We start from the raw sequence: 25,651 nt of genomic DNA, 5'->3' as shown, positions 1-25,651 counted from the left end.
ACCCCGCAAGGTCTGCTCTATCCACAGAGGTTCCACACTCTTCACAAGGCGTAGAACCTCTGTGAATAGCGTCGACCCTCTGTGGTTCAACTGCCGCACGTGCTCCGGGCTGCTACAGAGGGTGCGGATTCACAGAAGGGGTGCGGATCTCAAGGATTCAAGACCACCGACCCTTCAACGAGCGGCGGCTTCGAGCCCGGCTCGTGTCTCTTTGACCACAAACCTTCCCGGAACCGGCCTGCCGGAACCTCAGTCCCGCTCAGGCCCAAGGCTGATGCCTCGGGTGGCCAACCACGGAAGCGGATCGATCTTGTCACTACCGTTGAGCCAGACCTCGAAATGGCAGTGCGGGCCGGTGGAGAAGCCGCGGTTGCCGATGGTGGCGATCTGGTCGCCCGCCATGACGCGCTGGCCGGGGCTGACGGTGGCGGTGTCGATGTGACCGTAGATCGTGATGGTGCCGTCGTCGTGCAGCAGCTTGATCCACATGCCGAAGCCGCTGGCGGGGCCTGCTTCGAGGACCTTGCCGTCGGCGACGGCGACGATCGGGGTGCCGATGGGGCCCGCGATGTCGACGCCGAGGTGTTGCACACCCCAGCGGGCGCCGTAGCCGGAGGTGAAGGTGCCCGCGGCGAACTTGGAGAACAGCGGACGCAGCTTCGCGGCTTCCTGGGCGGCCAGGTCCTGTGCGTACTTCTGGCCCTTTTGCAGGATGTCGTTGAAGTCGCCGAGGTTGGTGGGACCGGCGACGTTGAGCACCTGCGGGGATTCGGGCGACGCGGTGGGGTCGGCCAGGCTGACCGACTGCGCGGCGATCTCGTGAATCTGGCCCGCGGCCTGGTAGTCGATGGTCTTCGACGGCTCGTCGGGGGTGGACGCCAACGCGGCCTGTCCGGCGGCGACGACCGCACCCGCGGCGACGGCGGCGACCGCGGCACGACCCTTGAGGGCGGCGGGCGGTGCAGGCAGCCGGTGTGCGCCACCGCGTTTGCCAGCGCGGCGGGCGGGGATCACGGTCGGTGTTGCGGCAGGGGCGTCCGACTCGGTGTCCGGCGCCCACGACTCTTCGGGCGCCCAAGTGCCGTCGTAGTCGGGGGTGCTGTTGTAGTCGGATGTGCCGTGATAGTCGGCGGCACCCTGGTAGTCCGGGGTCGCGGACTCGTGCTCGGCCCAGGCCTCGCCCGCGTTCCATGCGGCGCCGTCGGACCACGAGTCCCGCTGCGACCAGGCATCCTGCGGGGCCCACGATTCCTGCTGGGACCACGAGTCGTTCGCGTTCCAGGAGTTGTCGCCGTAGTGCGCGCTGTCCTGGTTGGCGCCGGCGGCCTGGAAGTAGTCGTGCTGCGGAGTCGCGCTGCCGTAGTCGGCGCGCGGCGCGGCGTCGAAGTCGTTGTGCGCCGGGGCGCCGAAGTCGTCCTGCGGACGGGCGGGTGTCGCGTACAGCGAGTTCCTCGGCCGGTCCACCGACGGCCTTGCGGCGCGGTGCGGAGCCTGCGCGCCGAACGATTCGTCATCGTTGCGATAACGATGTCCGGATCGAGCGCGATCTTCAAGTGCGGAGCGATAGTTCATCGGCGGTGCCACATCGTGGAGCGGGAGATGTTCGCGGGGCCGAGGTGCCTGCTGATCAGCGGCGTCGACGGGTCAACTGCGGAACGGCTCTCCATCTGCGGAGTGCTGTGCTGCATCAAGCTTGCCGTCCTCCTAGTCGTGACCGTGCTGTGACATCGACCGCAATGACGGTAACGAAACGATTGCATCGTCCGCAAGCGCAGCAGCCCATCTGTCCGAACATGTGAGATTGATCACGCTAACACCACGGAATATCCCTCTGTGCATTGGGCACGCGAGGGAGGTTCGTCGACGACGTTTGGTAGTAGACGCAGCCGTGCCTCGTTGCTTCGGCGGGTTTACCTGGCGCGCGGTCAGCAACCTACTGGCGAGTAGCGTTGGCCAGCGGTTTTCCCGCCGCGGGCATCGGCCCGTGACCTGCGCCACTTAGGATGAACGTGGCCGATTGGCCGTCCATGTGACTGATTAGAGTCCGACCCGACCCGCTTCCGACGTCGGGCCGCCAACAAAGACGTTGTCATCACAACGCAGACGAGACGGTGAGTACATGGATCTCTTCGAATATCAGGCGAAGGAGCTCTTCGTTAAGCACGGAGTGCCTTCGTCCGAGGGCCGCGTCACGGACACGGCCGAGGACGCCCGCGCCATCGCGGAGGAAATCGGCAAGCCGGTGATGGTCAAGGCTCAGGTCAAGGCCGGTGGCCGTGGCAAGGCGGGTGGCGTCAAGTACGCCGCTACCCCGGACGATGCGTTCACGCACGCGCAGAACATCCTCGGCCTGGACATCAAGGGCCACATCACCAAGAAGATCCTTGTCGCCGAAGCCAAGGACATTGCGGAGGAGTACTACATCTCCTTCCTGCTCGATCGGTCCAACCGCACTTACCTGGCCATGTGCTCGGTGGAAGGCGGCATGGAGATCGAAGAGGTCGCCGCAACCAAGCCGGAGCGCCTCGCCAAGATCGCCGTCGACGCCGTCAAGGGTGTCGACCTCGCTTTCGCCCGCTCGATCGCCGAGCAGGGCCACCTGCCCGCCGAGGTGCTCGACGCGGCAGCCGTGACCATCCAGAAGCTGTGGGAGGTGTTCGTCAAGGAGGACGCCACCCTGGTGGAGGTCAACCCGCTCGTGCGCACCCCGCAGGACGAGATCCTCGCCCTGGACGGCAAGGTCACCCTGGACGAGAACGCCGAGTTCCGGCACCCGGACCACGAGGCCTTCGCGGACAAGGACGCGACCGATCCCTTGGAGCTCAAGGCCAAGGAGAACGACCTCAACTACGTCAAGCTCGACGGTGAGGTCGGCATCATCGGCAACGGCGCGGGTCTGGTCATGTCGACCCTCGACGTGGTCGCCTACGCGGGCGAGAACCACGGCGGCGTCAAGCCCGCCAACTTCCTCGACATCGGTGGCGGCGCCTCGGCCGAGGTGATGGCGGCCGGTCTCGACGTCATCTTGGGCGACGCGCAGGTCAAGAGCGTGTTCGTGAATGTTTTCGGTGGCATCACCGCCTGTGACGCGGTCGCCAACGGCATCGTCAAGGCGCTGGAGATCCTCGGCGGCGAGGCGAACAAGCCGCTGGTCGTCCGGCTCGACGGCAACAAGGTGGACGAGGGTCGTCAAATTCTCGTCGATGCCGCGCACCCGCTGATCACTCTTGCGCAGACAATGGACGAAGGCGCCGACAAGGCCGCCGAACTGGCAGCGGCCAAGTAAGGAACCCGGAAATGTCTATCTTCCTCAACAAGGATTCGAAGGTCATCGTCCAGGGCATCACCGGCGGCGAGGGCACCAAGCACACCGCGCTGATGCTGAAGGCGGGCACGCAGGTCGTCGGCGGTGTCAACGCGCGTAAGGCGGGCACCACCGTCGCGCACACCGACAAGGACGGCAACGCGGTCGAGCTGCCGGTGTACGGCACCGTCGCCGAGGCCATCAAGGAGACCGGCGCCGACGTTTCCATCGCGTTCGTGCCGCCGAAGTTCGCCAAGGACGCCATCATCGAGGCCATCGACGCGGAGATCCCGCTGCTCGTGGTCATCACCGAGGGCATCCCGGTGCAGGACACCGCGTACGCGTGGGCCTACAACGTGGAGAAGGGCAACAAGACCCGGATCATCGGCCCGAACTGCCCCGGCATCATCACCCCCGGCGAGGCGCTGGTCGGCATCACCCCGGCCAACATCACCGGCAAGGGCCCGGTCGGCCTGGTCTCGAAGTCGGGCACCCTGACCTACCAGATGATGTACGAGCTGCGTGATTTCGGCTTCTCCACCGCCATCGGCATCGGCGGCGACCCGGTCATCGGCACCACCCACATCGACGCCATCGAGGCGTTCGAGAAGGATCCCGAGACCAAGCTGATCGTGATGATCGGTGAGATCGGTGGCGACGCCGAGGAGCGCGCCGCGGCCTACATCAAGGCCAACGTCACCAAGCCGGTCGTCGGCTACGTCGCAGGCTTCACCGCTCCCGAGGGCAAGACGATGGGCCACGCGGGCGCCATCGTCTCCGGCTCGGCGGGCACCGCCCAGGCGAAGAAGGACGCGCTGGAGGCCGCGGGCGTGAAGGTCGGCAAGACGCCGTCCGAGACCGCCGCCCTCGCGCGCGAGATCCTGGAGAAGGCAAGCGTCACCGCCTGATTCGTTTGTGACAGTGAAGGCCGCCTGCCGGGACCCGGGAGGCGGCCTTCGTCGTACTCGGCCGATTCGTGGGTCGCGACGTCGCGGCTGCGGTTGATCCGACGGCACAAACGAAGGCCGCCCCGGATGCGAGGGGCGGCCTTCGTCATGTGTGGTGGTGGGCTCGGCCTGGGCAGTGGCCGCGCATCCTGACCAGCCATCCGTGGATCTATTCCCGGAGGTATGCAGAGGTCTTCCGCTGAGACACGAACGACGCGGTCGGATGGTTCAGTGCCGCTCGGCAACGGTGGGTGGCCGAACACGGACGTTGCGGACAAGGCATGCTTGTCGGCGTGGATGTGCTGGTGCTTGGTCCAGTGCAGGCGTTGGCCGACGGTGCGGGGGTGACCGTCGATCGGCCGCTGGAACGGGCTGTGTTGGTGCGGTTGGCATTGGCGAATCGTGTGCCGGTGCCGGATAGACGATTGGCCGAGGATTTGTGGGGGGCCGAGGTCGAGCGGCCGGTGCAGCGGCTGCGAGTCGTGGTGTCGCGGCTGCGGTCTGCGCTCGGCCCGCTGGCGGAGGTGATCGAACGGACGCCTGCGGGGTATCAGGCGGTCGTGTCCGCGACCGATCTGCTGGCCGCTGAGGCGGCCGCACAGCGACTACACGCGGCCCGCAGGGCCGGTGACTACGCGGCGGTCGCGGCGGCCGCGAGAGAGGCGCTCGCGCTGTGGCGCGGGCATGCGCTCGCCGATCTGCGGACCATTCCGTTCGCGGCGGCCGAGGGTGAGCGGCTCGACGATTGGCGGCTGTCGCTGACCGTGGCCGGGCTGGAGGCGAATCTCGAACTCGGCGCGGCGGGGGAGGTGGTGACCGAGCTGACCGGGTTGGTCGCGCGGCATCCGTTGCACGAGCCGTTGTCGTGCCTGCTGGCGTTGGCGCTGTATCGCACCGGGCGCCAGGCCGATGCGCTCGACCGGTTGGCGCGGTTGCGGCGGGTGCTGTCGGAGGAGTTGGGCGTCGATCCCTCGCCGGATACCACGGCGTTGGAAATGCGCATCCTCGACCATGATCCGTCGTTGCGGGCGGCTGCCGCAGGGGACGGGCCCGGTCAGCCCGCGCGGAGCGTGGCGGTCGCGGATCAGGTTTCGCCGAATCGTGCCGAATCGACCGAAGGCGTGTCGTTCGACGCTCGCCCGAGTGGGTTTGCGCTGCGCGAAGAATCACGGAGCGAGCCGCAGGGCACGGCGAACCGGGGCACAGGTGCGGGTAGCACAAAGAGCGCTGGAGCCGCTGGCGCTGGGACGTACAGCGCTGAAGCGGCTGGTGCTGGAATGTATAGCGCTGGAGCGGTTGGCGCTGGGGCGAATAGCGCTGGAGCGGGTGGCATCGGAGCCAACGCCGCTGAAGTGGCTGACGGCAGCGGTTCTGATGACAGCACCGTGAACCGTTCCGAGGCAACGGAACACCGGACGAGGCCACCCTCGGCGGTGGCGGTCACGGCGACGAGCTTCGTCGGCCGCGGCCGCGAATTCACCACGCTCACCGCACGTCTCGCCGTGCCGGGACTGACGACGGTGGTCGGCGTCGCCGGTAGCGGAAAGTCGCGCCTTGCCATCGAACTCGCCCGTTCGGTCTGCCAGTCCGGCAGGGCCGTCACGCTGGTGGAGTTGGCGCCGCTCGGTCGGGCCGAGGACGTGTTGCCCGCCGTCGCCGCGGCGCTGGAGGCGGCGGGACTGGTGTCGGACGGATCGATCGATCCGAATCACCCGCTGCCGGGGATCATCGAGGCGCTCGGCCGAGAGGCGGCCACGCCGCCTCCGCTCCTCGTCCTCGACAACGCCGAGCACCTGCTCGATCCGGTCGCCGAATTGGTCGGGGTGGCAACCGGTTTCACTGTTCTCGTGACGTCGCAGCGTCCGGTCGGAGCGCCGGAGGAGTCGGTCTATCCGCTCGGTCCGCTCGACCGCAGCGTCGGGGTGGCGTTGTTCATCGAGCGCGCCGGGCTGCACGGTTTGGTGACGGCGTCGGAGCGGGAAGAGCTGGTGGCGATCTGCGCTGCGGTGGATTGGCTGCCGCTCGGCATCGAGTTGGCCGCCGGTCTCACCAGGACCTTGACGATTTCCCAACTGGCACAACGGATCGACGACCGGGTGCGACTGCTGGTCGGCGGCGCGCGCGATGCCGCAGGCGGGCGGCACACCAGTTTGCGGGTCGCGCTCGACTGGAGTCACGAGCTGCTGGCCGAGCGGGAGCGCACGGTCTTGCGCAGGCTCGGGGTGTTCGCGGGCGGGTTCACGCTGGAGACGGCCGAGGCGGTGGTCCCCGACGGCGAGCTGGAGGCCGGCGATATCGCCCCCGCTGTCGCGGATTTGGTGAACCGGAACCTTGTCACGGTGCAAACCTATGGCGAGACAAGGCGATTCGTGCTGCTGGAGACGGTGCGTGATTATGCGCTTGCCCGTTTGAAGGAGGCGGGGGAAACCGAACAGCTGCGGGCCTGGCACCTGCGATGGTGTCGAAACCTGGTGCGCTCGATCGGCACACCCGACGATTTCGCCGCCGCCGAATCGGTGGCCGCGGTGTTCGCGGAATGGCCGAATATTCTGGCCGCGCTGGAAAACGCGCCAGGAACGGCAAGGGCGCCAGAGGGTTTGCGCCTCGCGGTGGACATGCATGTGCCGTGGCTTGCCAGGGCTTGGTTCCGGGAGGCGCAACGCCACTACGCCGCACTCACCGGGGAATGGCACACCGACGCGCCGGACATCCCCGCACACGAGCTGGCACAAGCGTTGAGCCACTACGGATTTCACACGTTGATGGTCGGCGACCTGGAGTCGGCGGCGGCGCAGCTGGCCAAGGCGGGCGAGCTGGCCGCGCCACTCGACGATGCCGAACTCGCCCAGACGGTGCGCTACTACCAGGGCATCGTCGACGTGGAACTGTGCAGGCTGCCGGAGGCTGTTGCCCGGCTGCGCGAAGGTGAGCGGGTCGCCGTGCGTGACACGCAGGGCGCGTCGTTCGCCGACGCGCTCGGTACCGCGCTCCTGTATGCAGGCGACCCGGCCGAGGCGCTCGCGGCCTACACCAGATCGAGCAAGGTGGATGCCGCGCATGACGACGAGCACGGCCTGTCCCGCGGTCTGAGCAACCAAGCCAAGGCCTTGCTCGATCTGGGGCGGCCGGACGAGGCGCTTGCCGTCGCCGAGGAATCCGATCGTTACGCCCGCAGGCTCGACGATCGGCAGATTCTGCCGCTGAACGACTTGACCCGCGCCGCAGCGGCTCTCGTCGCCGGTCAGCTCGACGCCGCCGAGTCCTACTGCCGCGCCGCCCTCGCGCACGAGGAGGAGGCGGCAGGCCTGGCCCGCGTCGACCTGGCCGACGTGCTGATCGCCAAGGGGGAAACCGCCGCGGCGCGAACGTTGCTCGACGAGTTCTACGCCGCGGGCATCGGCGGCGTGCCCTTGCTGGCGGCTCGCGTGCTCTCCGCGGTGCTCCTGCACGCGGAAGGCGACCGGGCTTCCGCGCAGGCGCAACGCGCGGATGTCACCGCCGAGTTCGCCACGACCGGCTTCGGCTGGCGTCGGTACACCGACCGCCTCGCCGCCCTCGATCGCGAGTGATCGGTGGTCGGAACGGGGTGTTGCGTGTGGATTCCGGTGCCGCAACCCGGTCTTACCTCGTGAAATGCGGGTGAAATCGCGCTGAGACGGCTGGCCGGGAATCTTGTCCTCGCAACGCACTACACCTGACCAGGAAGCAAGGACCATGACCAGCACCCGTACCGCGGCCGCCCGTGTCGCCGCCACCGCCGCCCTGACCGTCGCCGGCTTCTTCGGCGCCATCGCCCCCGCGTTCGCGGGCCCCTTCGACTCGGGTTCGGCGGCGCCGAGCGCGCCCGGGAACACCGGTCCGTTCGAGTACGAGCACCAGTGCCTCGCTCGCGGCAACCAGGGCATCCAGAACGGCGAGTGGGCCGACTTCGACTGCGTCGGCAGCTACGGCGCCTGGCAGCTGATCCCTCGGCGCTGACCAAAACACTGCCATATTCACCGATCAGCAAAGGACTGACAGCATGACCATCGCACGCATCGCCACCATCGCCGCCATCACGTTCGCCGGATTCGCAGGCGCTGGCCTCGCCTCGGCCGCACCGGACCCGGCCCGCCTCGGCCCGTACGAGGCACTCAGCACCTGTGAGCGGCAGGGCAACATCGGCATCGAAAACGGCGAATGGGGCGACTACGAGTGCACCGGCGGCGCGGGCGCCTGGTACATCTCGCCCCGCTAGGGCATTCGGCGGCCTCGGCCCGGAGTGCGCGACTGTTCGTCGCGCGGCTCCGGGCCGAGCCACGTTTTCGGGCAAATGGTGCACCGGGTGAACAATGGGCAGCCGCGCCGGTGCTAGCTGTTGGCAAACGCCTTGCGACCTGGCCTCAGGCCGCTTAAGTGCCACTAAGGGGGCTCGGTTAAGGATGACCTGGGCGAAAGAGTGCAGTAGCGTCAGGAGAGATCCACCAGAGCAGACCACGTACGACTCGACCTAGGAGACGACCGACATGTCATACCCGTCCGGGGGCTCCGGGTACAACCAGCCCGCGCCCGCCACGTCAGCCAGCCTCGGTTCGACCCCGGGTGGTGGTGCCAGTTCCGGCTCGAGTGCGTCGGGTGCCGAGGCCAAAGGTCTTCCGTTCTTATTGACGGTCGCGGTCGCCGCGCTCGGTGTGATCAACTTCTTGCTCGGTTTCGTGCCGTTCCTCGGCAGCAAGCCGATCGAATTCGGCGGCACCCCGGTGCGCAGCGCCGAGACGGCAAGCCTGTTCGACGGATCCGGCGCGTCGCTGCTGGGCATCCTGTTGCTCGGCGGCCTGCTGGCCGGGCTTTCGTTGCTGCCCAAGCAGAACTGGACCGGCGCCGCGGCCGCGGCGTCCACGGCGGGCTTCCTCGCGCTCGCGGTCCAGTCCTTCAGCTTCGGCGACGGCGTCGAGTTGAAGTGGGGCGCATACCTGCTCCTGGTGTTCGCGTTCGCGCAGACCGTTGCCGCGATCGGCGCGGTGCTGTTCGAGGCAGGCATCGTCAAGGCGCCCGCGCCGCGGCCCGCTGCCACGGCAACGCCCGGTTACGGACAGGGTGGCTTCGGTCAGCAGCAGCCGTCGTTCGGCCAGAGCCAGCCGTCGTTCGGGCAGAGCCAGCCTGGCTATGGCCAGCAGCCCGCGCAGCCTTACGGCCAGCAGTCGCCGTACGGCCAGCAGCCGGGATACGGTGCGGCCCAGCAGGCTTCGCCGTACGGCCAGAGCCAGCCGAGCCAGCAGGCCTACGGGCAGCAGCCCGGCCAGTCTTACAGTCAGCAGCCGGGTTACAGCCAGCCGACCACGGCCTACGGTGCGGGACAACAGGGTTCGCCGTACGGCGCGCCGAGTGCGCCGCAGCCGCGCCAGGACGACAGCGCCACCCAGCATTTCGGCGCCGCGCAGCCGGGGCAGCAGTCGCCCTATGGTGCGTCGAACTACGGGCAGCCGAGCCAGCCCGCACAGTCCGGCCAGCAGCCTGCGCAGCCGAGCGGTCCGCAGGCCCAGCCGTTCGGCGGCGAGCAGAGCGCCGACCCGACCAACGAGGCCACCCAGGCATTCCGGCCGTCCGACGACAACAAGTAGCGGCCCTTCCCTTCGAGGACAGCCCCCGGCGGGGCGGGTGAACCCGGTGCGTTCGCGGCGCGCCTGACCCGCTCACGCCGGGGAAGCTGCCACGCTGAATTGTCATGAGTGCTCCGAGAAACTCCCTTGCGCGCCGAACCACGGGGTCCCGTGGTGTGCCGGAACCGCAGCACACCGACGCCGACGAGGCCGGGTTTCTGTCACTCACCCCGGAACGCGCGCGCGTCCTCGTGCTCGTCGCAGGACGCCCGACGACCTACGCGCTGACCGCCGTCATCGTGCTCGCGCTCGCCACCCTGCTGAGCGCGGGCAGCGACCTGACCGGCACCTCCGGTGCGATCGCCGCGGGATGGCTTGGGGTGCACCAGGTTCCGCTGGTGATCGGCAAGACCTCGCTCGGCCTGCTTCCGCTGGTGCCGACCGCGCTCGTGGTGTGGCTGGCCGGGCGGGAATGTGCCCGCGCGGTCGAACCGGACTGCACGCGCGCCGATCTCGGCTGGATCGTCGGCGCCGCGCTGGCCGGACCACTGCTGATCACCGCCATTTGTCTCGCGGTCGCGGAGGACGCCTCCGGCGTCGTCGCGCTGGAACCGCCGAACACCCTCGCCGCGTTCGCCTGGGTCGGCGGCCTGTATCTGGTTGCGGCCGTTGGCGGGATCGCGAGCAGGAACCGGCGGCAGGTGTTCACGCTGCTGCGGCTGCCCGAGTGGGCGATCTCCGGGATGTACGGCGCGGGCCGCGCGGTGTTGCGCATGCTCGGCTGTGCGTCCGCGATCGTCGTCATCGCGTTTCTCGTGCACGTCACCCGGGTCGGCGAGACCTACCAGAGCGCGGGCAATGTCGCAGGGGTGATCGGCCTGACCGTGCTCTCGCTGGCCTACCTGCCGAACCTGGTTGTGCTGGCGGTTGGCGTGCTCGTCGGCGCTGGCACGCAGCTCGGCGCCGCCTCCTTCGGCGTGTTTTCCGTTGTGGGCGGCCCGATTCCGGCTGTGCCGTTGCTGGCGGCGGTGCCGACCGGACCCGCCGCGGGCTGGTGGCCGGTGCTGTTGGTGTTGCCCGCCGCGATCGGCGTGCTCGGCGGGCTGGATCTCGCGCGCACCTCGACCGATCGGATCACCGCGCCGTGGGCGACGCTGAGCTCGGCGGGGCTGGCGACCGTTGCCCTGCTGTTGCTCGGCGCGATCGCTGGCGGTGATCTCGGCACCTTCGGCCACGTCGGGCTGGAGCTGCCGATCTTCGCGGTGGTGACCTTCGCGTGGTTGGCCATCCCCGGCTATGCCGGTCTCGTGTTCGCGCGCTGGTTCCTCGTCCCGGTCGGGACGGTGCCCGCCGACTACGCCGACGCGTACGACGAGGACGACTACTACGACGACGATTACTACGACGACGAGAACTCCACCGACGAGAACTACGCCGACGACGACTACGCCGAGGACCGCGACTACTACGAAGACGACTACGCCGACTACGACGGACCGGACCTGGAGGTCGCGGTGGACGGCGAGCTCGTCGAGGAGCAGACCGCGATCGGCACGGTCCGCACACCCGGCGCGGATACCACACCGGACATCGTGGACGCCGAGGTGGTCGAGGCGGACCTGCCGGAAAGTGACCGGGTCGAGGGTCGTTAGGCTCTACGCGGCGGAGCTCTTCCGTCCGCCGTCCGATCGATCGCAGGAGTAGAGCGCTGAGCCGACCCACCCCGCCGGCTGTCGCCCCCCAGCCGTCCCCGCACGCGCCGTGGATCCCCGCCGCGTCCCCGGCGACCGTTGTCGTACTCGCCTCCGGCACTGGCTCGTTGCTGCGCGCACTCCTCGACGCGGCCGCCGCGCCCGACTTCCCGGCCACCATCGTCGCCGTCGGCGTCGACCGGACCTGTGCGGCCACCGGCCACGCCGACGCCGCCGGGGTGCCGCATTTCCGAGTGGCGCTGAACGACTTCCCCGATCGCACCGCATGGGACGCCGCGCTGACCGACGCGGTCGCCGCGCACGCGCCGGACCTGGTGGTCTCGGCCGGATTCATGAAGATCCTCGGTGCCGCGTTCCTCGACCGGTTCGGCGGCCGGATCATCAATACGCACCCCGCGCTGCTGCCTGCCTTCCCCGGCGCGCACGGGGTGCGCGACGCGCTCGCCTACGGGGTCAAGGTCACCGGCTCGACCGTGCACCTGGTCGACGCGGGCGTCGACACCGGCCCGATCCTCGCGCAGGAGGCGGTGCCGGTGCTGCCCGACGACGACGAGGCAGGCCTGCACGAGCGCATCAAGGTTGTCGAACGGCGGTTGCTGGCGCAGGTCGTCGCCGCGGTCGCGACCCGGGGGATAGTTTCCGACGGACGAAAGGCAGTTATCCCAGATGAGCGAGTTCTCCGGTGACTGAGCGCAGCGAAGCAACCCTCGATCCCGCAGCAGTGACGGAGTCGGCGCACCGCAGGCCGATCCGCCGGGCGCTGGTGAGCGTCTACGACAAGACCGGTCTCATCGAGCTCGCCACCGGCCTGCACGCCGCGGGCATCGAGCTGGTGTCGACCGGCTCGACCGCGAGCAAGATCGCAGGCGCCGGTGTCCCCGTCACCAAGGTGGAGGACCTCACGGGCTTCCCGGAGACCCTCGACGGGCGGGTGAAGACGCTGCATCCTCGGGTGCACGCGGGGATCCTCGCCGACTTCCGCAGGCAGGAACACATCGACCAGCTGGCCGAGCTCGGCGTCGAGGCGTTCGAGCTGGTGGTGGTGAATCTGTACCCGTTCACCCAGACCGTGGCGAGCGGGGCGAGCCTCGACGAGTGCGTCGAGCAGATCGACATCGGCGGGCCGTCGATGGTGCGTGCCGCCGCCAAGAACCATCCGTCGGTGGCGGTGGTGGTCGACAGCGGTGACTACGACCGCGTGCTGGCCGCCGCGCAGGGCGGCGGGTTCACCTACCGCGAGCGAACCGAGTTGGCGGCCAAGGCTTTCCAACACACCGCGAGCTACGACGTGGCCGTCGCGAGCTGGCTGACGAACGTGCTCGTCCCCGCGGCGGGCGCGAGCGAACCGGCCGCCACCCCCGCACTGTTCCCCGGGTGGCTCGGCGGCACCTGGGAGCGCTCCGCGGTGCTGCGTTACGGCGAGAACCCGCACCAGGCCGCGGCCCTCTACGCCAACAACGACGGCAGTCTCGGGCTGGCGCAGGCGAAGCAGTTGCACGGCAAGGAGATGTCGTACAACAACTACACCGATGCCGACGCCGCCTGGCGCGCCGCCTACGACCACACCGCACCGACGGTGGCAATCATCAAGCACGCCAACCCGTGTGGCATCGCGATCGGTGCCGACATCGCCGAGGCGCACCGCAAGGCGCACGCCTGCGATCCGGTGAGTGCCTTCGGCGGCGTGATCGCGGCCAACCGTGAGGTCACCGTGGAGCTGGCCGAGCAGGTCGCGGAGATCTTCACCGAGGTGATCGTCGCGCCGTCCTACGCGAGCGGTGCGGTGGAAGTGTTGCAGCGCAAGAAGAACGTGCGCATCCTGGTCGCGGAGCCGCCGCGCCGCGGTGGCGCCGAGTTGCGCCCGATCAGCGGCGGTGCGCTACTGCAGCAGCGCGACGTTCTCGACGCCGCGGGTGACGACCCGGCCAACTGGACGCTGGCCGCAGGCGAGGCGGCCGATGCCGAGACCCTCGCCGACCTCGAATTCGCTTGGCGCGCTTGCCGTGCCGTGAAGTCCAACGCGATCCTGCTCGCACACGACGGCGCGTCGGTCGGTGTCGGCATGGGACAGGTGAACCGGGTGGACGCCGTGCAGCTCGCCGTCCAGCGTGCCGGTGATCGGGCCAAGGGCTCGGTCGCGGCCTCGGACGCCTTCTTCCCGTTCCCCGACGGACCACAGCAGCTGGTGCAGGCAGGCATTCGTGCCATCGTGCAACCGGGTGGTTCGGTGCGGGACCAGGAGACCATCGACCTGGCTCGTGAGGCCGGGGTGACGCTGTACCTGACCGGTTCGCGGCACTTCGCCCACTGAGTCGGCAGTTTTCGAGCGCCACGTCGGTCCGCCGACGTGGCGTTCGGCGTTTGTCGAGGGTGTCGGCGGTGCGGGTTTCGTAGAGTAGCCGCATGTCTGTGCGCGCAGTGGCTTCCGTTGTGGCTGCGGTGCTCGTCGCCGCCATGGTGGGTTTCGGTGGGACACCGGCCGCCTCGGCCGAGCCGGGTGTGCCGGGGACGGTGCCTTCGCTCAAGCAGTGGCAGCCCGGCGGTGCGGGCTTCTCGTTGGGCGCGCAGGCGCGGGTGTTGTACACGCAGGACGCATTGCGGGAGACCGCAACGGATTTCGCGGCGTCGTTGCAAGCGGCCACGGGCAACGACATTGCCGCGCAACCCGGTTCGGCCGGCAGCGTCGGTGACATTGTCCTGACCACCGGGCCCGTGCCGGACGCACCGGAAACACCGGAGGCTTACCGGATTTCGGTCGCCGACACCATGGAGCTGCGCGGCGCCGACACCGCGGGGGCGTTCTATGCGACCAGGTCGGCACTTCAGCTGCTGCGCCAGCGGACCGTGATACCCGGTGGCGCCGTGACCGATTGGCCGCAGTATCGGGAACGCAGCCTGATGCTCGACGTCGGTCGCGAGTTCATGCCGGTCGAGCTGTTGCGCGCGCAGATCCGCCGGATGGGCCACCTCAAGCTGAACCTGCTGCACCTGCATTTCTCGGATACCTTCGGCTTCCGGCTCGGTAGTGACCGGCACCCGGAAATCACCGCGGCGCAGCACTATACGAAGCAGGACATCCGCGAGCTGGTCGACTACGCGGCCAGGTATCAGGTCGAGATCGTGCCCGAAGTGGACTTCCCCGGCCACATGAACGGCATCCTGGCCGCGCACCCCGAGTTGAAGCTGCGCAGCGCGAGCGGGCGGGTCTCCGACGCGGCCATCGACATCGCGAATCCGCGCGCCTACGACCTGATGCGCGACATCCTCGAGGAATTCCTGCCGCTGTTCCCCGGCCGCTACTGGCACCTCGGCGCGGACGAGTTCCTCCTCGACGGCGCCAAGGTCGCGAGCTTCGACGAATACCCGCAGATCGGCGCGTACGCGAAGGCCACCTACGGACCGCAGGCCCAGCCGGTGGATGCCTTCTCAGGCCTGATCAACTGGGGCGCGGACATCGTGCGTGCCAACGGCAAGCGCCCGCGCATCTGGAACGACGGCTTGCACACCGGCGCGGGCACCCTGACCCTTGGCACGGACATCGTCGTCGATTACTGGAGCAGGGCAGGCATCCCGCAGCTGCCGCTGCCGTTCTTCGGCACGGCCCGCACGCCCGCCGACCTCATTGCTGCGGGCCATGAGGTCAGGAACGCGGCCTTCACCCCGACCTACTACGTCGCGGGCGGGCCGACGGCCGTAGGCAACGTCCCCGCCCCGGTCGCCTATCAGCTGTGGGATCCCGCGCTGTTCGTCGACGGCAGCAGGCTGAGCCCCACGCAGAGCGCGCGCAACCTCGGTTCGGGACTGTTCGTCTGGTGCGACGATCCGACAGTGCAGACACCCGAGCAGATCGCCGTGTCGATCACCATGCCGCTTCGGGTCATGGCGCAGCAGACCTGGGGTCCACCGCAAGCTGGCAGCTACCATGAGTTCGCGCGGCTTGCCGATGCGGTCGGCGAGCCCGTGCTCTAGTACGTATTCCTACTTGGCCGCGCTGAGCACCTGACGGTTCTTCAGCGGCGCCTTCAATGACACGGTCAGCGTCCCGAACACCGCGATCATGGTGCACATCCGGCCGACCGCGTCGGCGCGCGAGCCGGACCGCAGCTCCACGGTGACGGCCGAATCGGTCTCGCGCACAGTGGCGTCCACGCCGTAGCATTCCGGCGAGCCGGACTGGAAGTTGACCGCGATCCGGTCGTCGGCGACCTTGGTCCATGAAGTGAACGGGATCGCATGTGCCCCAACGATTGTGGGGTCGGCGGTGAATTCCCTGCCGAGGTTCGAACTGGATTCCTCGACCGGCGTGCTCGCCACCTTGTCTGTCGTGCCGGTCTTGGGTTGTGCCGCAGCGTCATCGGCGCCGCTACAGCCCGCCGCCACCAGGCACCCGAGCACGACGGCGACAGCTGTGGCGGCGCGTCCGCCCGACATTCGAGTCATGGCGACAACCCTAGTGGGAACGGCGGGACATGGTGTGTTCGTGTGGTTGAGAAGGCCGCCGCGAATGCGCAGGTACGCATATGGGTAACGCTCGCGATTAGCTGCACATCTGCCGAAGATCGGCAATAGGACACACCCCACAGTGAACTTTCGGCGAACCGAGCGCGTAATCCCTCCGTAACCCGGCAATGCGCAGTATCTTCGGCCTAGATGCGCGCTTGAGTGTTTCGGCGCGCGTCGGTCGGATGCTCTTCAAAACTTCGAAAGGAAGAACCGTGGGCGACACACTGCGCGTTGGTGAAGAACTCGGACTCGGCCAGTCCCTGCAGGGTGGTGCTTACACCCTTACCTTGCAGAGCGACGGCAACCTTGTCTTGTCCGAGCCGGACGGAAATGTCGTGTGGTCCACCCTGACTCACAATCAGGGTGTCGAGCGCGCGGCGCTGCAGGCGGACGGCAACTTCGTGCTCTACAAGGGTGAGGGCGCGGCCTGGTCGACCGAGACGAACGGCAAGGACGCGGACCGGCTGACCGTGCAGGCGGACCGCAACGTGGTGCTGTACGGCAAGGACGGCAGCGCACTCTGGGCGTCCAACACCAAGACCGACAACCCGCTGGCCGCCCCGGAGCCGGTCGCGGAGGCGCCTGCCGCCCCCGCCGAAGAGGTGCCGCCCCCGCCGCCGGCCGCGCAGACCTACACGGTCGAGCCGGGCGACACCCTGTGGGCGATCGCCGAGCGCTTCTACGGTGACGGCAACCGCTACCAGGAGATCGCGAACGCGAGCGGCATCGACAACCCGGACGCGATCAACCCCGGCCAGGTGCTGACCATCCCGTAAGCACCGGCGCCGAACGAAACACCGTGGGACCCCGAGCGATTGGCTCGGGGTCCCACGTTTTGTCCAGGGCGCAAGCGTAGTTCAGTAGCGCATGGCGTAGGTGACTCGGCGGCTCAGCGACTTCTTCCGCTGTGCCTGCTTGTACCGCTCGTCGTCCTCGATCGCCTTGATAGAACTGCCGACCCGGTGCTGCGCCTCGTCGATCGCCTGCTCGATCGGCATGACGACATCGAGGTCGAACAGCTCGATGATCCGGCTGACGCGTTCGTACACACTGCCGCCGACGACCTCGTACGGCACGCCGAGCCCGCGAATCACCTCGAGCAGCGTCTGGTCCGACAGCCGCCGGAACGGCTCGGAGACCGGGCGATGCCCGTCGGCGCGCAGCGAAAACTCCACCGGCAGATGGACATACGCGTCGTAGAGCACACTGGCCCGCGCCTTGACGATATCGCCGAACATCTCGATGTAGTCGGTCACCGGCGCCTTGCGGCCGAAACCCGTGACCGCCTTCATCGCCCGCAGCGCCCAGTTCGCGCCCGGGTTGATACCGACCTGCAAACGGGCGGTGCCGTAGACCCACTCGTGCACCACGGATCCGTCGGAAATGAAAGAGTCGCTGCCGGATTCGTTGTGCACCCGTTCCTCGAACCGGCGCAGGCCGAGCTGCAACAACTCGATCGAGTTCAATTCGTTCAGTGTCTTGCCCGGCGCGATCTCCATCAGGATTTCGCGCGCGGTCATGGCGTGCGTGCGTGGGATGCCGGTGGCCAGCGACAGCGCCTCGGTGGTCGTGCTCTTCCCGGTCGAGTAGGTGCCGGAGATGGCCAGCTTGATGTGGTCACGCCGCTGCCCGCCGATGAGATACACGACGCCGTCTCCTATCGGTTGGTGCGAACCTGGCCGTCGACCTGGCCAGGCAGCCGCAGCGGCCGGGTGACATCGTCGGCCTCCGGCGGAATGCCAGGGGTCGCGAGCGCGGCCTCGTTCAGGTCTTCCTTGCGCAGTGTGAGGAAGGCGATCGCGCCGGAGATCGCCGCGATCACCGCGGCGAGAATCATCGCCTGGTGCAGCCCGCTGACGAACGCGGTGTCCGCGGCCGCCCTGATCGGCTCGGGCACGTGCGCGCCGCCGCCCGCGGCGATCGCGTCCCCGACCTCGGAGACCTTGTCACCCAATGCGGTTCGCGCCGACTCGGCGTTGGTGAAGGAGTTGCCGACCCGGTTCTGGAAGAACGCGCCGATCGCCGCGATGCCGATGGCGAGGCCCGCCTGCTGCGCGGTCTCGTTGACACCCGAGGCCATGCCTGCCTTGTCCGGGGTGGTGACGGCGATGGAGAAGGCCGCGCGGCCCGGGCTGAACATGCCCATGCCGATGCCGATCAGGACGAACGCGGGAATCAGTGCGGTCCAACCGGATCCGGTGTCGACGAGTAGCACCGCAGCCAGTCCCGCGGCGATGAACAGCTGCGAGCCGCCGACCAGGACGGCGGGCGGCAGCTTGGCCACCAGGCTGCCGCCGATGGCCGCCGCGACGAACAGCATCAGCGTCAGCGGCAACAACCGAAGCCCGCTGGCGAACGGCGCGTGGCCGAGCTGGTTCTGCAAGTACGAGATGAGCAGGAAGATCGCGGGCATCACCGAGAGCGCGCACAGCGCGGTCACCACGAACAAGCCGTTGAAGGTGTCGTTGCGGAACAGCTTCAGGTCGAACATCGCGTGGCTCGGCCTGCTGATCTGCAGGAAGGTGAAGCCGGCGAGGAGCAGTACCGCGGCGACGAAGCAGCCGATGATCCGGACGCTGGTCCACCCGTCCGCCTGGCCGCGCATGAAGCCGAGCACCAGGAAGAACAGGCCTGCGGAGAACGCGATCATGCCTGGCCAGTCCACCGGAGGGGTGAACTCGTTGCGGGATTCGCGCATCTTCAGGAAGCCGATGATCAGCGCCGCGATGGTCAGCGGCACGTTGATCAGGAAGATCCAGCGCCAGCCCGCGCTGTCCGCGAGGCCGCCGCCGATCAGCGGGCCGAAGCCGATGGCAAGTCCGGCCACCGCGCCGAAGACGCCGAAGGCCATGCCGCGCGCCTTACCGCGGAACTCGTGCCCGAGCAGCGCCGGGCCGACCGCGAAAAGCACTGCGCCGCCGAGGCCCTGGACGAAGCGGGCGATGATCAGCGTCACATCGTTCTGGGCAAGACCGCAGGCGAGCGAGGAGAGAACGAAGATGAGCAGGCCCGCGTCGAACACCTTCTTCCTGCCGATGCGGTCGGCCAGCGAGCCCGCGGCGAGCAGCACCGCGGCCAGGCCGAGCGCGTAGGCGTCGAGAATCCACTGCAGGGCGGAGAACGACGAGTCGAAGGCGATGCGGATATCGGGTAGGGCGACGTTGACGACGGTCAGGTCGAGCATCAGCATGAAGGTGGCGACGGAGACGACCACCAGGGTCCATACCGCGCTCTCGGACTGCTGAGGTTTCTGATCTATGCGAACTGTTGCCATGGGCCTGACTTTCTGAATCAGCGGAAAACGCGTTCGGTCGGCGGAATTCAAGCGGCGGGTAGTGCGGCCGAAACCGCATCGGAAATGGAAATTACTTGCGGCAGCCCGCATAAACTTGTCACCTGGGTGACTATTTCGTCGACGGTGCCGCCGGTGACCAGGCAGGGCAAGTCGGATTGGTGCAATATATCCAGCAACAATCGATCGGCGGTGCGCCGCTCGACGAGGTCTTCTTCGGTTTCTGTTTCCGGGTCTATGCGCAAATGCACGAATGCGTCGTAGTTGAGATTCGCGCGCCGGGCGACGATGCCCGCGTGCGCGGCGAGGAAGCGCTGTTCGAAGACGCGGTAGGGCAGTTCGCGTGGCCGCAGCAGCCAGTCCCACCAACTGGTCTGCCGGGTGCGCCGCCGGGTCTCGGCGACGGCCCACTCGTTCAATATGGATCCATCGGAGATGAAACCCGAGGTCAGACGGGCCTCGGAGTCCAGCCGCCGTTCGAAGCCGCGGACCGAGACCTCGACGGTTGCCGCGAGCTTGCGGTCGGTCCTCGGCACGGTCGCGTTGTGCTCGATCGCCGAGTGCGGCAGGCCGGTGACGAGAGAAAGGACGGTGCTCACCGTGGTCTTGCCAGTGCGCGGCGCTCCGGTGACGGCTAGTCGGAGCGCGGGTACATCCTTCATCAGAGATCCTCTTGGTGCGGGTGTGAGCATATCCGCAGGCAAATGTGTTTCTCGCCTCGGAAATCTAGTAATCAACTGATAACTTGTCAATATCGGCGGCGGTTCTTTTGCGGAAACCGCCGCTTCGGCTAGCGCTTCCGCGCCCGCTGTTTCGGGCGAGCTGCGCATCGAGATGAGAAATAAATGAGCACAAGGTTGACCGCGGTAGAACGGCGCGAGAAGATTCTCGACTCGGCGTGCCGCGAGGTTTGGCAGCACACGGTCAGGTCCGTGCGCACGGCATTCGATCCGGTGTTCGCGCGCGGTCCGCAGATGTGGACGCGGCGCGGTGCGGCGCACCACGCGCTGACCGCGCTTGCGGCCAACGCCGCCCGCGCGTTCGGGCCTGGTTGCGATACCCACCTCAGTCCGGTAGCTGATGGGCAAGCAGGCAGGACCCCGTCGCCCCCGCGAACTCCTTGAGCACGATGTCGGCGCTGCGCCAGCGCTTGCCGCCGCGTTCGACCAGCGAGGTGCGCCGGATCTCCATGGTGCCCTCGAACGACTGCTGCGCCGGATGTCGTGCGACGGTGACGAGTTCGAGTTTGCGCATCCACAGGGTGTTGCTGTTGGAGCGATCCAGGTGGTCCAGCTTGTACAGCAGGATCTGGGAGAGCTGTGCGGCGCCGATGATCGCGTCGATCGGCGAAACCGTGTCCCAGTAGGCGGATTCCGCGCCGGCGTAGGCGTCGTTGTCGCCTGCCGCGATCCAATGCTTGCCGGTGATTCTGGTGACGTCGTCGTTGACCGTGAGGTCGGAGGCCGAAAGAGTGTGGTTCTTCAGGCCGTTGAGGAAGTAGTGCGGCACCGTGCCGTAGATGTCGCTGATGTGGCCGAGCCGGTCCACCTCCTGCGATGCCGTCGCGCCCGAGCCTGTCGGATGCGCCATCGTGAGCGTGCCTGCCAGATTACCGACCTGGAAGCGGAAGGTGGTCTCGAGCTCGCCGTCCTCCGCGTCCTCTGCGGCGACGACCGAGACGACCTCCACATCGACCGGGATGCGGTCCAGATTCTCGTGCGGAGTCGTGCCCGCTCGCACCGAGGTATGTCGGACCAGCATGTGCGCGGACTGGTCCGCGCTCAGGTTTCTGGTGTGCGAGATGGCGGCATCACAGAGCGATACCGCCAGCATCACGGTGTCGATGCTGCTGACGTGCGGGACCAGTTCACGGTGTTTCTTGGTCGACCAATCCGCGGGATAGCTGAGCCTGCCGACGGCGCTGTGTTTAGCACCGGGCTCGGTCGACCTGGTTATTTCCAGCTCGAACATATCCTGCGCGACATTCTTATACCCGGAACCGAAATAGCGACCGCTGCGCGGTCCGAGTGGTTCGTCGTAACTGGAAAAGGCATTCAACTGCATCAAAACTCCAGAGCAACTTCCGGTGGGCGTCGGGCATTCGGGGTCAGGCAACCGGTGGAAGGTCGAATACCTGGCCTGCCCAGGAAAGTCCTGCGCCGAACGATACCTGCAGCGCTAACTGCCCTGGTTGTGCCCGACCCGAGGAAATCAGGTCGTGAATAGCCAACGGCAGGGCGGCGGCGGAAGTGTTTCCGGCTCGTCGGACATCGTCTGCGACCACGACGGAATTGTTCTGCCAGCCGAGCTGGCGAGCGATGTTGTCGATGATGCGGGTGTTTGCCTGATGCGGGACGAACACCTCGATGTCGGCCAGCGAGACACCGCCTGCATCGGCGATCTGCACGACCACCTTCGGTACCTCGGAGGTGGCCCAGCGGAAGACCTCCGTGCCTTCCATCCTCAGGTAGCCACCGCCCGGCGCGTCTGGGTACTTGCGCAGCGTGTCCCAGTCGGGTTCCTGCCGGATCAGCTCGGCGCGTTCACCGAGGCTGCCCCAGACAGTCTTGCGGATATTCCCCGTTTCGGTGCGCGTAATGAGCGCGGCGCCCGCGCCGTCGCCGAAGATCGGGGCAACCGTGCGTTCTGTCAGATCGATATTGTTGCTCAGCTTTTCGGAGCCGATCACCAGCACCGTGTCGGCCTGCTCGGCGTCGATGAGTGCCGCCGCCTGACCGATCGCGTGCGCGTAGCCGGAGCAGCCTGCCGAGATGTCGAAGGCGGCGGGTGCGGCACAGCCGAGGGCGGCGGCGACCATCGGCGCGCTGGCCGGAGTCTGCAACATATGCGTTGAAGTGGCGACGATCACGACGTCGACCCGAGCTGCGGCGACTTTCGCCGCGGAAAGCGTGGATTGCGCGGCCTCGACGGCCATCGAAGTGACGGACTCGTCCGGCCTGGCGAAGCGCCGTTCGACGATTCCTGTGCGCGTGGTAATCCAAGTCTCATCAACACCCAATTCGGGGGCTAATTCAGCATTGGATACGATTCGATCGGGTCTGTAGGAACCAATCATCGTAATACTGGCTTGGTGGGCCATAAATTGCCACCCCCGAGAGGTGAATGTGTTTTTCTCGCGCTGAATAATGTATCACCGCGGCCGTTTTCGTGGGTGATATCATGCAGCTATAACACCTGAAGAGATTGTGGTGTGATGAAGGTCACAGTCCAGTCGGTCTTTGAAGTGTTTAGATTACGAGCCATTTGCTGTATGCAACTGTGATTGCATCGTGATTCGGTGAACGTTTGTTCTCCGAATCGTTATCTGTGCAGTTCACGCTGCCGTGGAGCGGGCCGGAGGCGGCAAAGTGAAACATGTTCGACCCGGAATTGTCATCTGATCATCGATTGCTCATCTTTAGCCGAGATGCACGACATGTCCTGTACTTGCGGTCAAGGGTCCTTGCGGGGCAGGGACTTGGGGCTTGCGCGGCGGCGTTCGGACATACGACGAGCCCCCGGATCGCGATGGCGGAGTCCGAGGGCTCGGTCGTTCGATCGGCAGGTGTGCCGTGCCTACCGGCTGGTAAACGGCAGCAAAGCCATCTCGCGGGCGTTCTTCACCGCGACGGCGACCTGACGCTGTTGCTGTGGCGTGAGCCCGGTGACCCGGCGGCTGCGAATCTTGCCGCGATCGGAGATGAACGTGCGCAACAGGTTGACGTCCTTGTAATCGACCTGCTCGATGCCTGCGGCGATGAGCGGGTTCTTCTTCGGGCGGCGGGCCTGTTCGGCGCGAACCTTCTTCGACGGTGCTCGCTTGACTGCCATATGACGGTTCCTTCGTACGAGAACGGTGGTGGTCTTCTACCAGCTCGATTTGCGCACACCGGGCAGCTCGCCCCGATGCGCCATCTCGCGCACACGCACACGGGAGAGTCCGAACTTCCGGAGATGACCGCGCGGTCGTCCGTCCGCGGCGTCCCGATTGCGCAATCGTACCGGACTGGCATCACGCGGCTGTCGTTGCAGCTCAGCGCGGGCATCGGCGCGCACGGCGGCCGACGTGCCCGGCTTGCGCAGTAGCTCTTTCAGCTCGGCGCGGCGTTCGGCGTAGCGCGCGACGACCGCGCGGCGCTGCGCGTCGCGGGCGATCTTCGACTTCTTCGCCATGTCAGCGCTCCCCGGGAAAGGTGTTGTCCGGCATGGTGTTCAGCGCTCCTCGCGAAAATCGACATGCTTGCGGATCACTGGGTCGTACTTGCGCAACAGCATTCGATCGGGATCGTTGCGGCGGTTCTTCCTGGTCACGTACGTGTACCCGGTGCCTGCGGTGGACTTCAGTTTGATGATCGGCCGGATCTCGGTCGACTTGGATGCCATGGTTTCTCCCTGATCAGATCTTGTCGCCGCGGGCCCTGATCCGGGCGACCACGGTCTCGATCCCGTCCCGGTCGATGGTCTTGATGCCCTTGGCGGAGACGGTCAGCGTGACCCGTCGGTCCTCGCTGGGCAGGTAGTAGGTCTTGCGCTGGATGTTGGGGTTCCAGCGGCGGCTCGTCCGCTTGTGCGAGTGCGAGACGGACTTGCCGAACCCGGGCTTGCGCCCGGTGACCTGGCAGTGCGCCGACATGCGGGCTCCCTCCGGTAGATGACAATCATTTTCGACAACGGCTGATCGACACTGTAGCGTTGCCCTACGGCAAATGAAAATCGTTATCGAAAGAGGTGCTGTCAGTGCTCCCACCCGAGGCCGACCGGAGGACGCCCGTCGTGGTGCTCGCGGGTTTCGCCGGGCTCGCCGCCGTCGGCGTCGGCCAGGTGGCCGACGCACTGTGCCAGGACGCGACGGGCACCGTCGTGGTCCACCATGACCTTGATCAACTGCGCGAAGGCATCGTGCACCGCACGGTGCGCGGCGCGACCTACGAGACGTCGGACGTGCTCGAGCTCGCGCACGGCTGCGTGTCGTGCACGTTGCGGATGGATCTGCTCCCGTTGCTGCGCACACTGGCCGCGCGAGACTCCGTCGACCGGATCGTGCTCGCGCTGGATCCCGCCTTCGAAGCCGAGGCGGTCTGCCAGGCCATCGACACCGTGGTGGTCGCGGGCATCCTCGGCCGGGTGGACGCCCCCGCCGGGCGAGACGTGCGGGTCGACGCGGTGCTCAGCTGCCTGGACGCGGACCGGTGGCTCGCCGACGCCACCGGCGAAGAGACCATGGCCGAGCGCGGCCTCGCCCGCGCCGACGACGAACGCACGGTGGCCCAGGTTGCCGTCGGCCAGGTCGAATTCGCCGACGGTGTCATCGCTTTGGGGCCGGTCGCGCCGGGAGCCGAGGCCGATCGCGGCAGGCTCGGTGCGGTGCTTGCCCGGCTCGTGCCCGACGCGCCGGTGCTCTGGGCCGATGATCCCTACGCGCTCACTGCGTTCCGGGTCGAGGCGCTCCTCGCGCGCATTCCCGCCCATGCGCGCCGCGGGCGGGTGTTCGACGCGCACGCGCCGCTACTGCGCGGACAGCCGCCGCTCACCAGCGATTACGGCGTCACCCTTCTGGAATTCGCCGCGAGCAGGCCGTTCCATCCCGCCCGCCTGCACGAGGCGCTCGACGTGCTTTTCGACGGCGTGGTGACCGCGCGCGGGCGGATGTGGCTGGCGACCCAGCCCGACGAGGTCGCATGGCTGGAGTCGGCGGGCGGCGGCCTGCGCGTCGGCAGTGCCGGGCGCTGGCTGGCGGCGATGTCGGAAGCCGAACTGGCGCAGGCTGATCCGGACCGACGCGCGATGGCGGCGCTGCGCTGGGACGACCAGTTCGGCGATCGCGACATCTCGCTGGTGATCCTCGTACACGACGCCGACCCCACCGAGATCCGCACCGCGCTGCATTGGGCGCTGGTGGAGGACGACGAGCTGCGCCTGGTCGAGCGCTCGCCGGAGCGAGTTGCCCAGTGGGAGGACCCGTTCGGTTCCTGGCACGCCGACCCGTGCGCCGACACCGACAGCGCCGCGTTGCCCATCGAAGACGTGAAAAGCCCGAGAGGAGAAGCGAAATGAAGACAGGGATCCATCCGGACTACCACCCGGTGGTGTTCGAGGACGTAGGCACCGGCAAGCGGTTCCTCACCAGGTCGACCGCGACGAGCACGCGCACCGTCGACTGGGCCGACGGCAACACCTACCCGCTGATCACGGTCGACGTGACGTCGGATTCGCACCCGTTCTGGACCGGCGCGCACCGCGTGCTGGATACCCAAGGGCGCGTGGAGAAATTCGAGCGTAAGTACGGCAAGCGCACCCGGCGCGGGGAGGTCTGA

The 25,651-nt window shown here is 67.5% G+C and carries 24 protein-coding genes; 13 read left to right on the top strand and 11 right to left on the bottom strand.

Annotation, left to right across the window (positions count from 1 at the left end):
* Window positions 1–249: 249 nt before the first annotated feature.
* Entirely contained in the window at window positions 250–1,572 is a 1,323-nt protein-coding gene (locus ACGFNJ_RS40470; RefSeq protein WP_393461292.1) for a M23 family metallopeptidase, read from the bottom strand.
* Window positions 1,573–2,119: 547 nt separating this feature from the next.
* Between ACGFNJ_RS40470 and sucC the strand changes: the two genes are divergently transcribed.
* The 10 genes from sucC to ACGFNJ_RS40420 all read left to right on the top strand — a co-directional run bounded on the left by sucC (window position 2,120) and on the right by ACGFNJ_RS40420 (window position 15,511).
* Window positions 2,120–3,286 carry an ADP-forming succinate--CoA ligase subunit beta gene (sucC, locus tag ACGFNJ_RS40465; protein WP_393461290.1) on the top strand — a complete coding sequence of 389 codons (1,167 nt, stop codon included), beginning with the start codon at window positions 2,120–2,122 and terminating at the stop codon, window positions 3,284–3,286.
* Window positions 3,287–3,297: 11 nt separating this feature from the next.
* Window positions 3,298–4,212 carry a succinate--CoA ligase subunit alpha gene (gene sucD / locus ACGFNJ_RS40460; protein ID WP_069161670.1) on the top strand — a complete coding sequence of 305 codons (915 nt, stop codon included), beginning with the start codon at window positions 3,298–3,300 and terminating at the stop codon, window positions 4,210–4,212.
* Window positions 4,213–4,532: 320 nt separating this feature from the next.
* On the top strand, window positions 4,533–7,820 hold the full coding sequence (locus ACGFNJ_RS40455) for a BTAD domain-containing putative transcriptional regulator (protein WP_393461288.1): 3,288 nt from the start codon (window positions 4,533–4,535) through the stop codon (window positions 7,818–7,820).
* A 145-nt stretch (window positions 7,821–7,965) separates the two neighbouring features.
* Window positions 7,966–8,229, top strand: coding sequence for a hypothetical protein (locus tag ACGFNJ_RS40450; RefSeq protein ID WP_393461286.1), 264 nt, complete (start codon window positions 7,966–7,968; stop codon window positions 8,227–8,229).
* A 43-nt stretch (window positions 8,230–8,272) separates the two neighbouring features.
* Window positions 8,273–8,488, top strand: a complete 216-nt coding sequence (locus ACGFNJ_RS40445) for a hypothetical protein (protein WP_393461284.1) — start codon at window positions 8,273–8,275, stop codon at window positions 8,486–8,488.
* Window positions 8,489–8,756: 268 nt separating this feature from the next.
* On the top strand, window positions 8,757–9,851 hold the full coding sequence (locus tag ACGFNJ_RS40440) for a DUF5336 domain-containing protein (protein ID WP_393461282.1): 1,095 nt from the start codon (window positions 8,757–8,759) through the stop codon (window positions 9,849–9,851).
* Window positions 9,852–9,955: 104 nt separating this feature from the next.
* On the top strand, window positions 9,956–11,482 hold the full coding sequence (locus tag ACGFNJ_RS40435) for a DUF6350 family protein (protein ID WP_393461280.1): 1,527 nt from the start codon (window positions 9,956–9,958) through the stop codon (window positions 11,480–11,482).
* A 113-nt stretch (window positions 11,483–11,595) separates the two neighbouring features.
* Window positions 11,596–12,228 (top strand): phosphoribosylglycinamide formyltransferase, encoded by a 633-nt coding sequence (gene purN, locus ACGFNJ_RS40430; protein WP_393461383.1) that lies wholly within the window; start codon window positions 11,596–11,598, stop codon window positions 12,226–12,228.
* A gap of 35 nt (window positions 12,229–12,263) precedes the next feature.
* Complete coding sequence (gene purH / locus ACGFNJ_RS40425) at window positions 12,264–13,853, top strand: bifunctional phosphoribosylaminoimidazolecarboxamide formyltransferase/IMP cyclohydrolase (RefSeq protein ID WP_393461381.1); 1,590 nt, start codon at window positions 12,264–12,266, stop codon at window positions 13,851–13,853.
* Window positions 13,854–13,945: 92 nt separating this feature from the next.
* Window positions 13,946–15,511 carry a family 20 glycosylhydrolase gene (locus ACGFNJ_RS40420; RefSeq protein WP_393461278.1) on the top strand — a complete coding sequence of 522 codons (1,566 nt, stop codon included), beginning with the start codon at window positions 13,946–13,948 and terminating at the stop codon, window positions 15,509–15,511.
* A gap of 9 nt (window positions 15,512–15,520) precedes the next feature.
* On the opposite strand, the gene ACGFNJ_RS40415 is transcribed toward ACGFNJ_RS40420, so the two are convergent.
* Window positions 15,521–15,982: a hypothetical protein gene (locus ACGFNJ_RS40415; RefSeq protein WP_393461276.1), complete on the bottom strand. Its 462-nt coding sequence runs from the start codon at window positions 15,980–15,982 to the stop codon at window positions 15,521–15,523.
* A gap of 275 nt (window positions 15,983–16,257) precedes the next feature.
* On the opposite strand from ACGFNJ_RS40415, the gene ACGFNJ_RS40410 reads away from it, so the two are divergent.
* The gene (locus tag ACGFNJ_RS40410) at window positions 16,258–16,821 is read left to right on the top strand and encodes a LysM peptidoglycan-binding domain-containing protein (protein WP_069161660.1); all 564 of its coding nucleotides are present in this window, start codon (window positions 16,258–16,260) and stop codon (window positions 16,819–16,821) included.
* An 81-nt stretch (window positions 16,822–16,902) separates the two neighbouring features.
* Here ACGFNJ_RS40410 and ACGFNJ_RS40405 read toward each other — a convergent pair whose 3' ends face one another.
* The 9 genes from ACGFNJ_RS40405 to rpmB form a co-directional block, all read right to left on the bottom strand.
* Window positions 16,903–17,691, bottom strand: a complete 789-nt coding sequence (locus tag ACGFNJ_RS40405) for an AAA family ATPase (protein ID WP_393461273.1) — start codon at window positions 17,689–17,691, stop codon at window positions 16,903–16,905.
* A gap of 11 nt (window positions 17,692–17,702) precedes the next feature.
* Window positions 17,703–19,319 (bottom strand): MFS transporter, encoded by a 1,617-nt coding sequence (locus ACGFNJ_RS40400; protein WP_393461271.1) that lies wholly within the window; start codon window positions 19,317–19,319, stop codon window positions 17,703–17,705.
* 47 nt (window positions 19,320–19,366) lie between these two features.
* Complete coding sequence (locus ACGFNJ_RS40395) at window positions 19,367–20,401, bottom strand: hypothetical protein (protein WP_393461269.1); 1,035 nt, start codon at window positions 20,399–20,401, stop codon at window positions 19,367–19,369.
* Window position 20,402: 1 nt separating this feature from the next.
* Window positions 20,403–21,401 (bottom strand): AvrD family protein, encoded by a 999-nt coding sequence (locus ACGFNJ_RS40390; RefSeq protein WP_393461267.1) that lies wholly within the window; start codon window positions 21,399–21,401, stop codon window positions 20,403–20,405.
* Window positions 21,402–21,444: 43 nt separating this feature from the next.
* Window positions 21,445–22,437, bottom strand: a complete 993-nt coding sequence (locus ACGFNJ_RS40385; protein WP_393461265.1) for a beta-ketoacyl-ACP synthase 3 — start codon at window positions 22,435–22,437, stop codon at window positions 21,445–21,447.
* Window positions 22,438–22,913: 476 nt separating this feature from the next.
* Window positions 22,914–23,168, bottom strand: a complete 255-nt coding sequence (rpsR, locus tag ACGFNJ_RS40380; protein ID WP_069161654.1) for a 30S ribosomal protein S18 — start codon at window positions 23,166–23,168, stop codon at window positions 22,914–22,916.
* A gap of 36 nt (window positions 23,169–23,204) precedes the next feature.
* Window positions 23,205–23,510, bottom strand: a complete 306-nt coding sequence (gene rpsN / locus ACGFNJ_RS40375; protein ID WP_393461263.1) for a 30S ribosomal protein S14 — start codon at window positions 23,508–23,510, stop codon at window positions 23,205–23,207.
* A gap of 39 nt (window positions 23,511–23,549) precedes the next feature.
* Entirely contained in the window at window positions 23,550–23,720 is a 171-nt protein-coding gene (rpmG, locus tag ACGFNJ_RS40370) for a 50S ribosomal protein L33 (RefSeq protein ID WP_069161652.1), read from the bottom strand.
* Between the two features lie 13 nt (window positions 23,721–23,733).
* Window positions 23,734–23,970 carry a 50S ribosomal protein L28 gene (gene rpmB, locus ACGFNJ_RS40365; RefSeq protein ID WP_393461261.1) on the bottom strand — a complete coding sequence of 79 codons (237 nt, stop codon included), beginning with the start codon at window positions 23,968–23,970 and terminating at the stop codon, window positions 23,734–23,736.
* A 95-nt stretch (window positions 23,971–24,065) separates the two neighbouring features.
* On the opposite strand from rpmB, the gene mrf reads away from it, so the two are divergent.
* Together mrf and ACGFNJ_RS40355 are read left to right on the top strand one after the other, a co-directional pair.
* Window positions 24,066–25,391 (top strand): ribosome hibernation factor-recruiting GTPase MRF, encoded by a 1,326-nt coding sequence (gene mrf / locus ACGFNJ_RS40360; protein WP_393461259.1) that lies wholly within the window; start codon window positions 24,066–24,068, stop codon window positions 25,389–25,391.
* Complete coding sequence (locus tag ACGFNJ_RS40355) at window positions 25,388–25,651, top strand: type B 50S ribosomal protein L31 (protein ID WP_069161649.1); 264 nt, start codon at window positions 25,388–25,390, stop codon at window positions 25,649–25,651. Before mrf ends, ACGFNJ_RS40355 begins: the two co-directional genes overlap by 4 nt.

The organism is Nocardia sp. NPDC049149, assembly GCF_043197455.1.
Lineage (GTDB): Bacteria > Actinomycetota > Actinomycetes > Mycobacteriales > Mycobacteriaceae > Nocardia.
The sequence above is the reverse complement of the archived record's forward strand: the minus strand, read 5'-3'. Positions and strand labels throughout refer to the sequence as shown.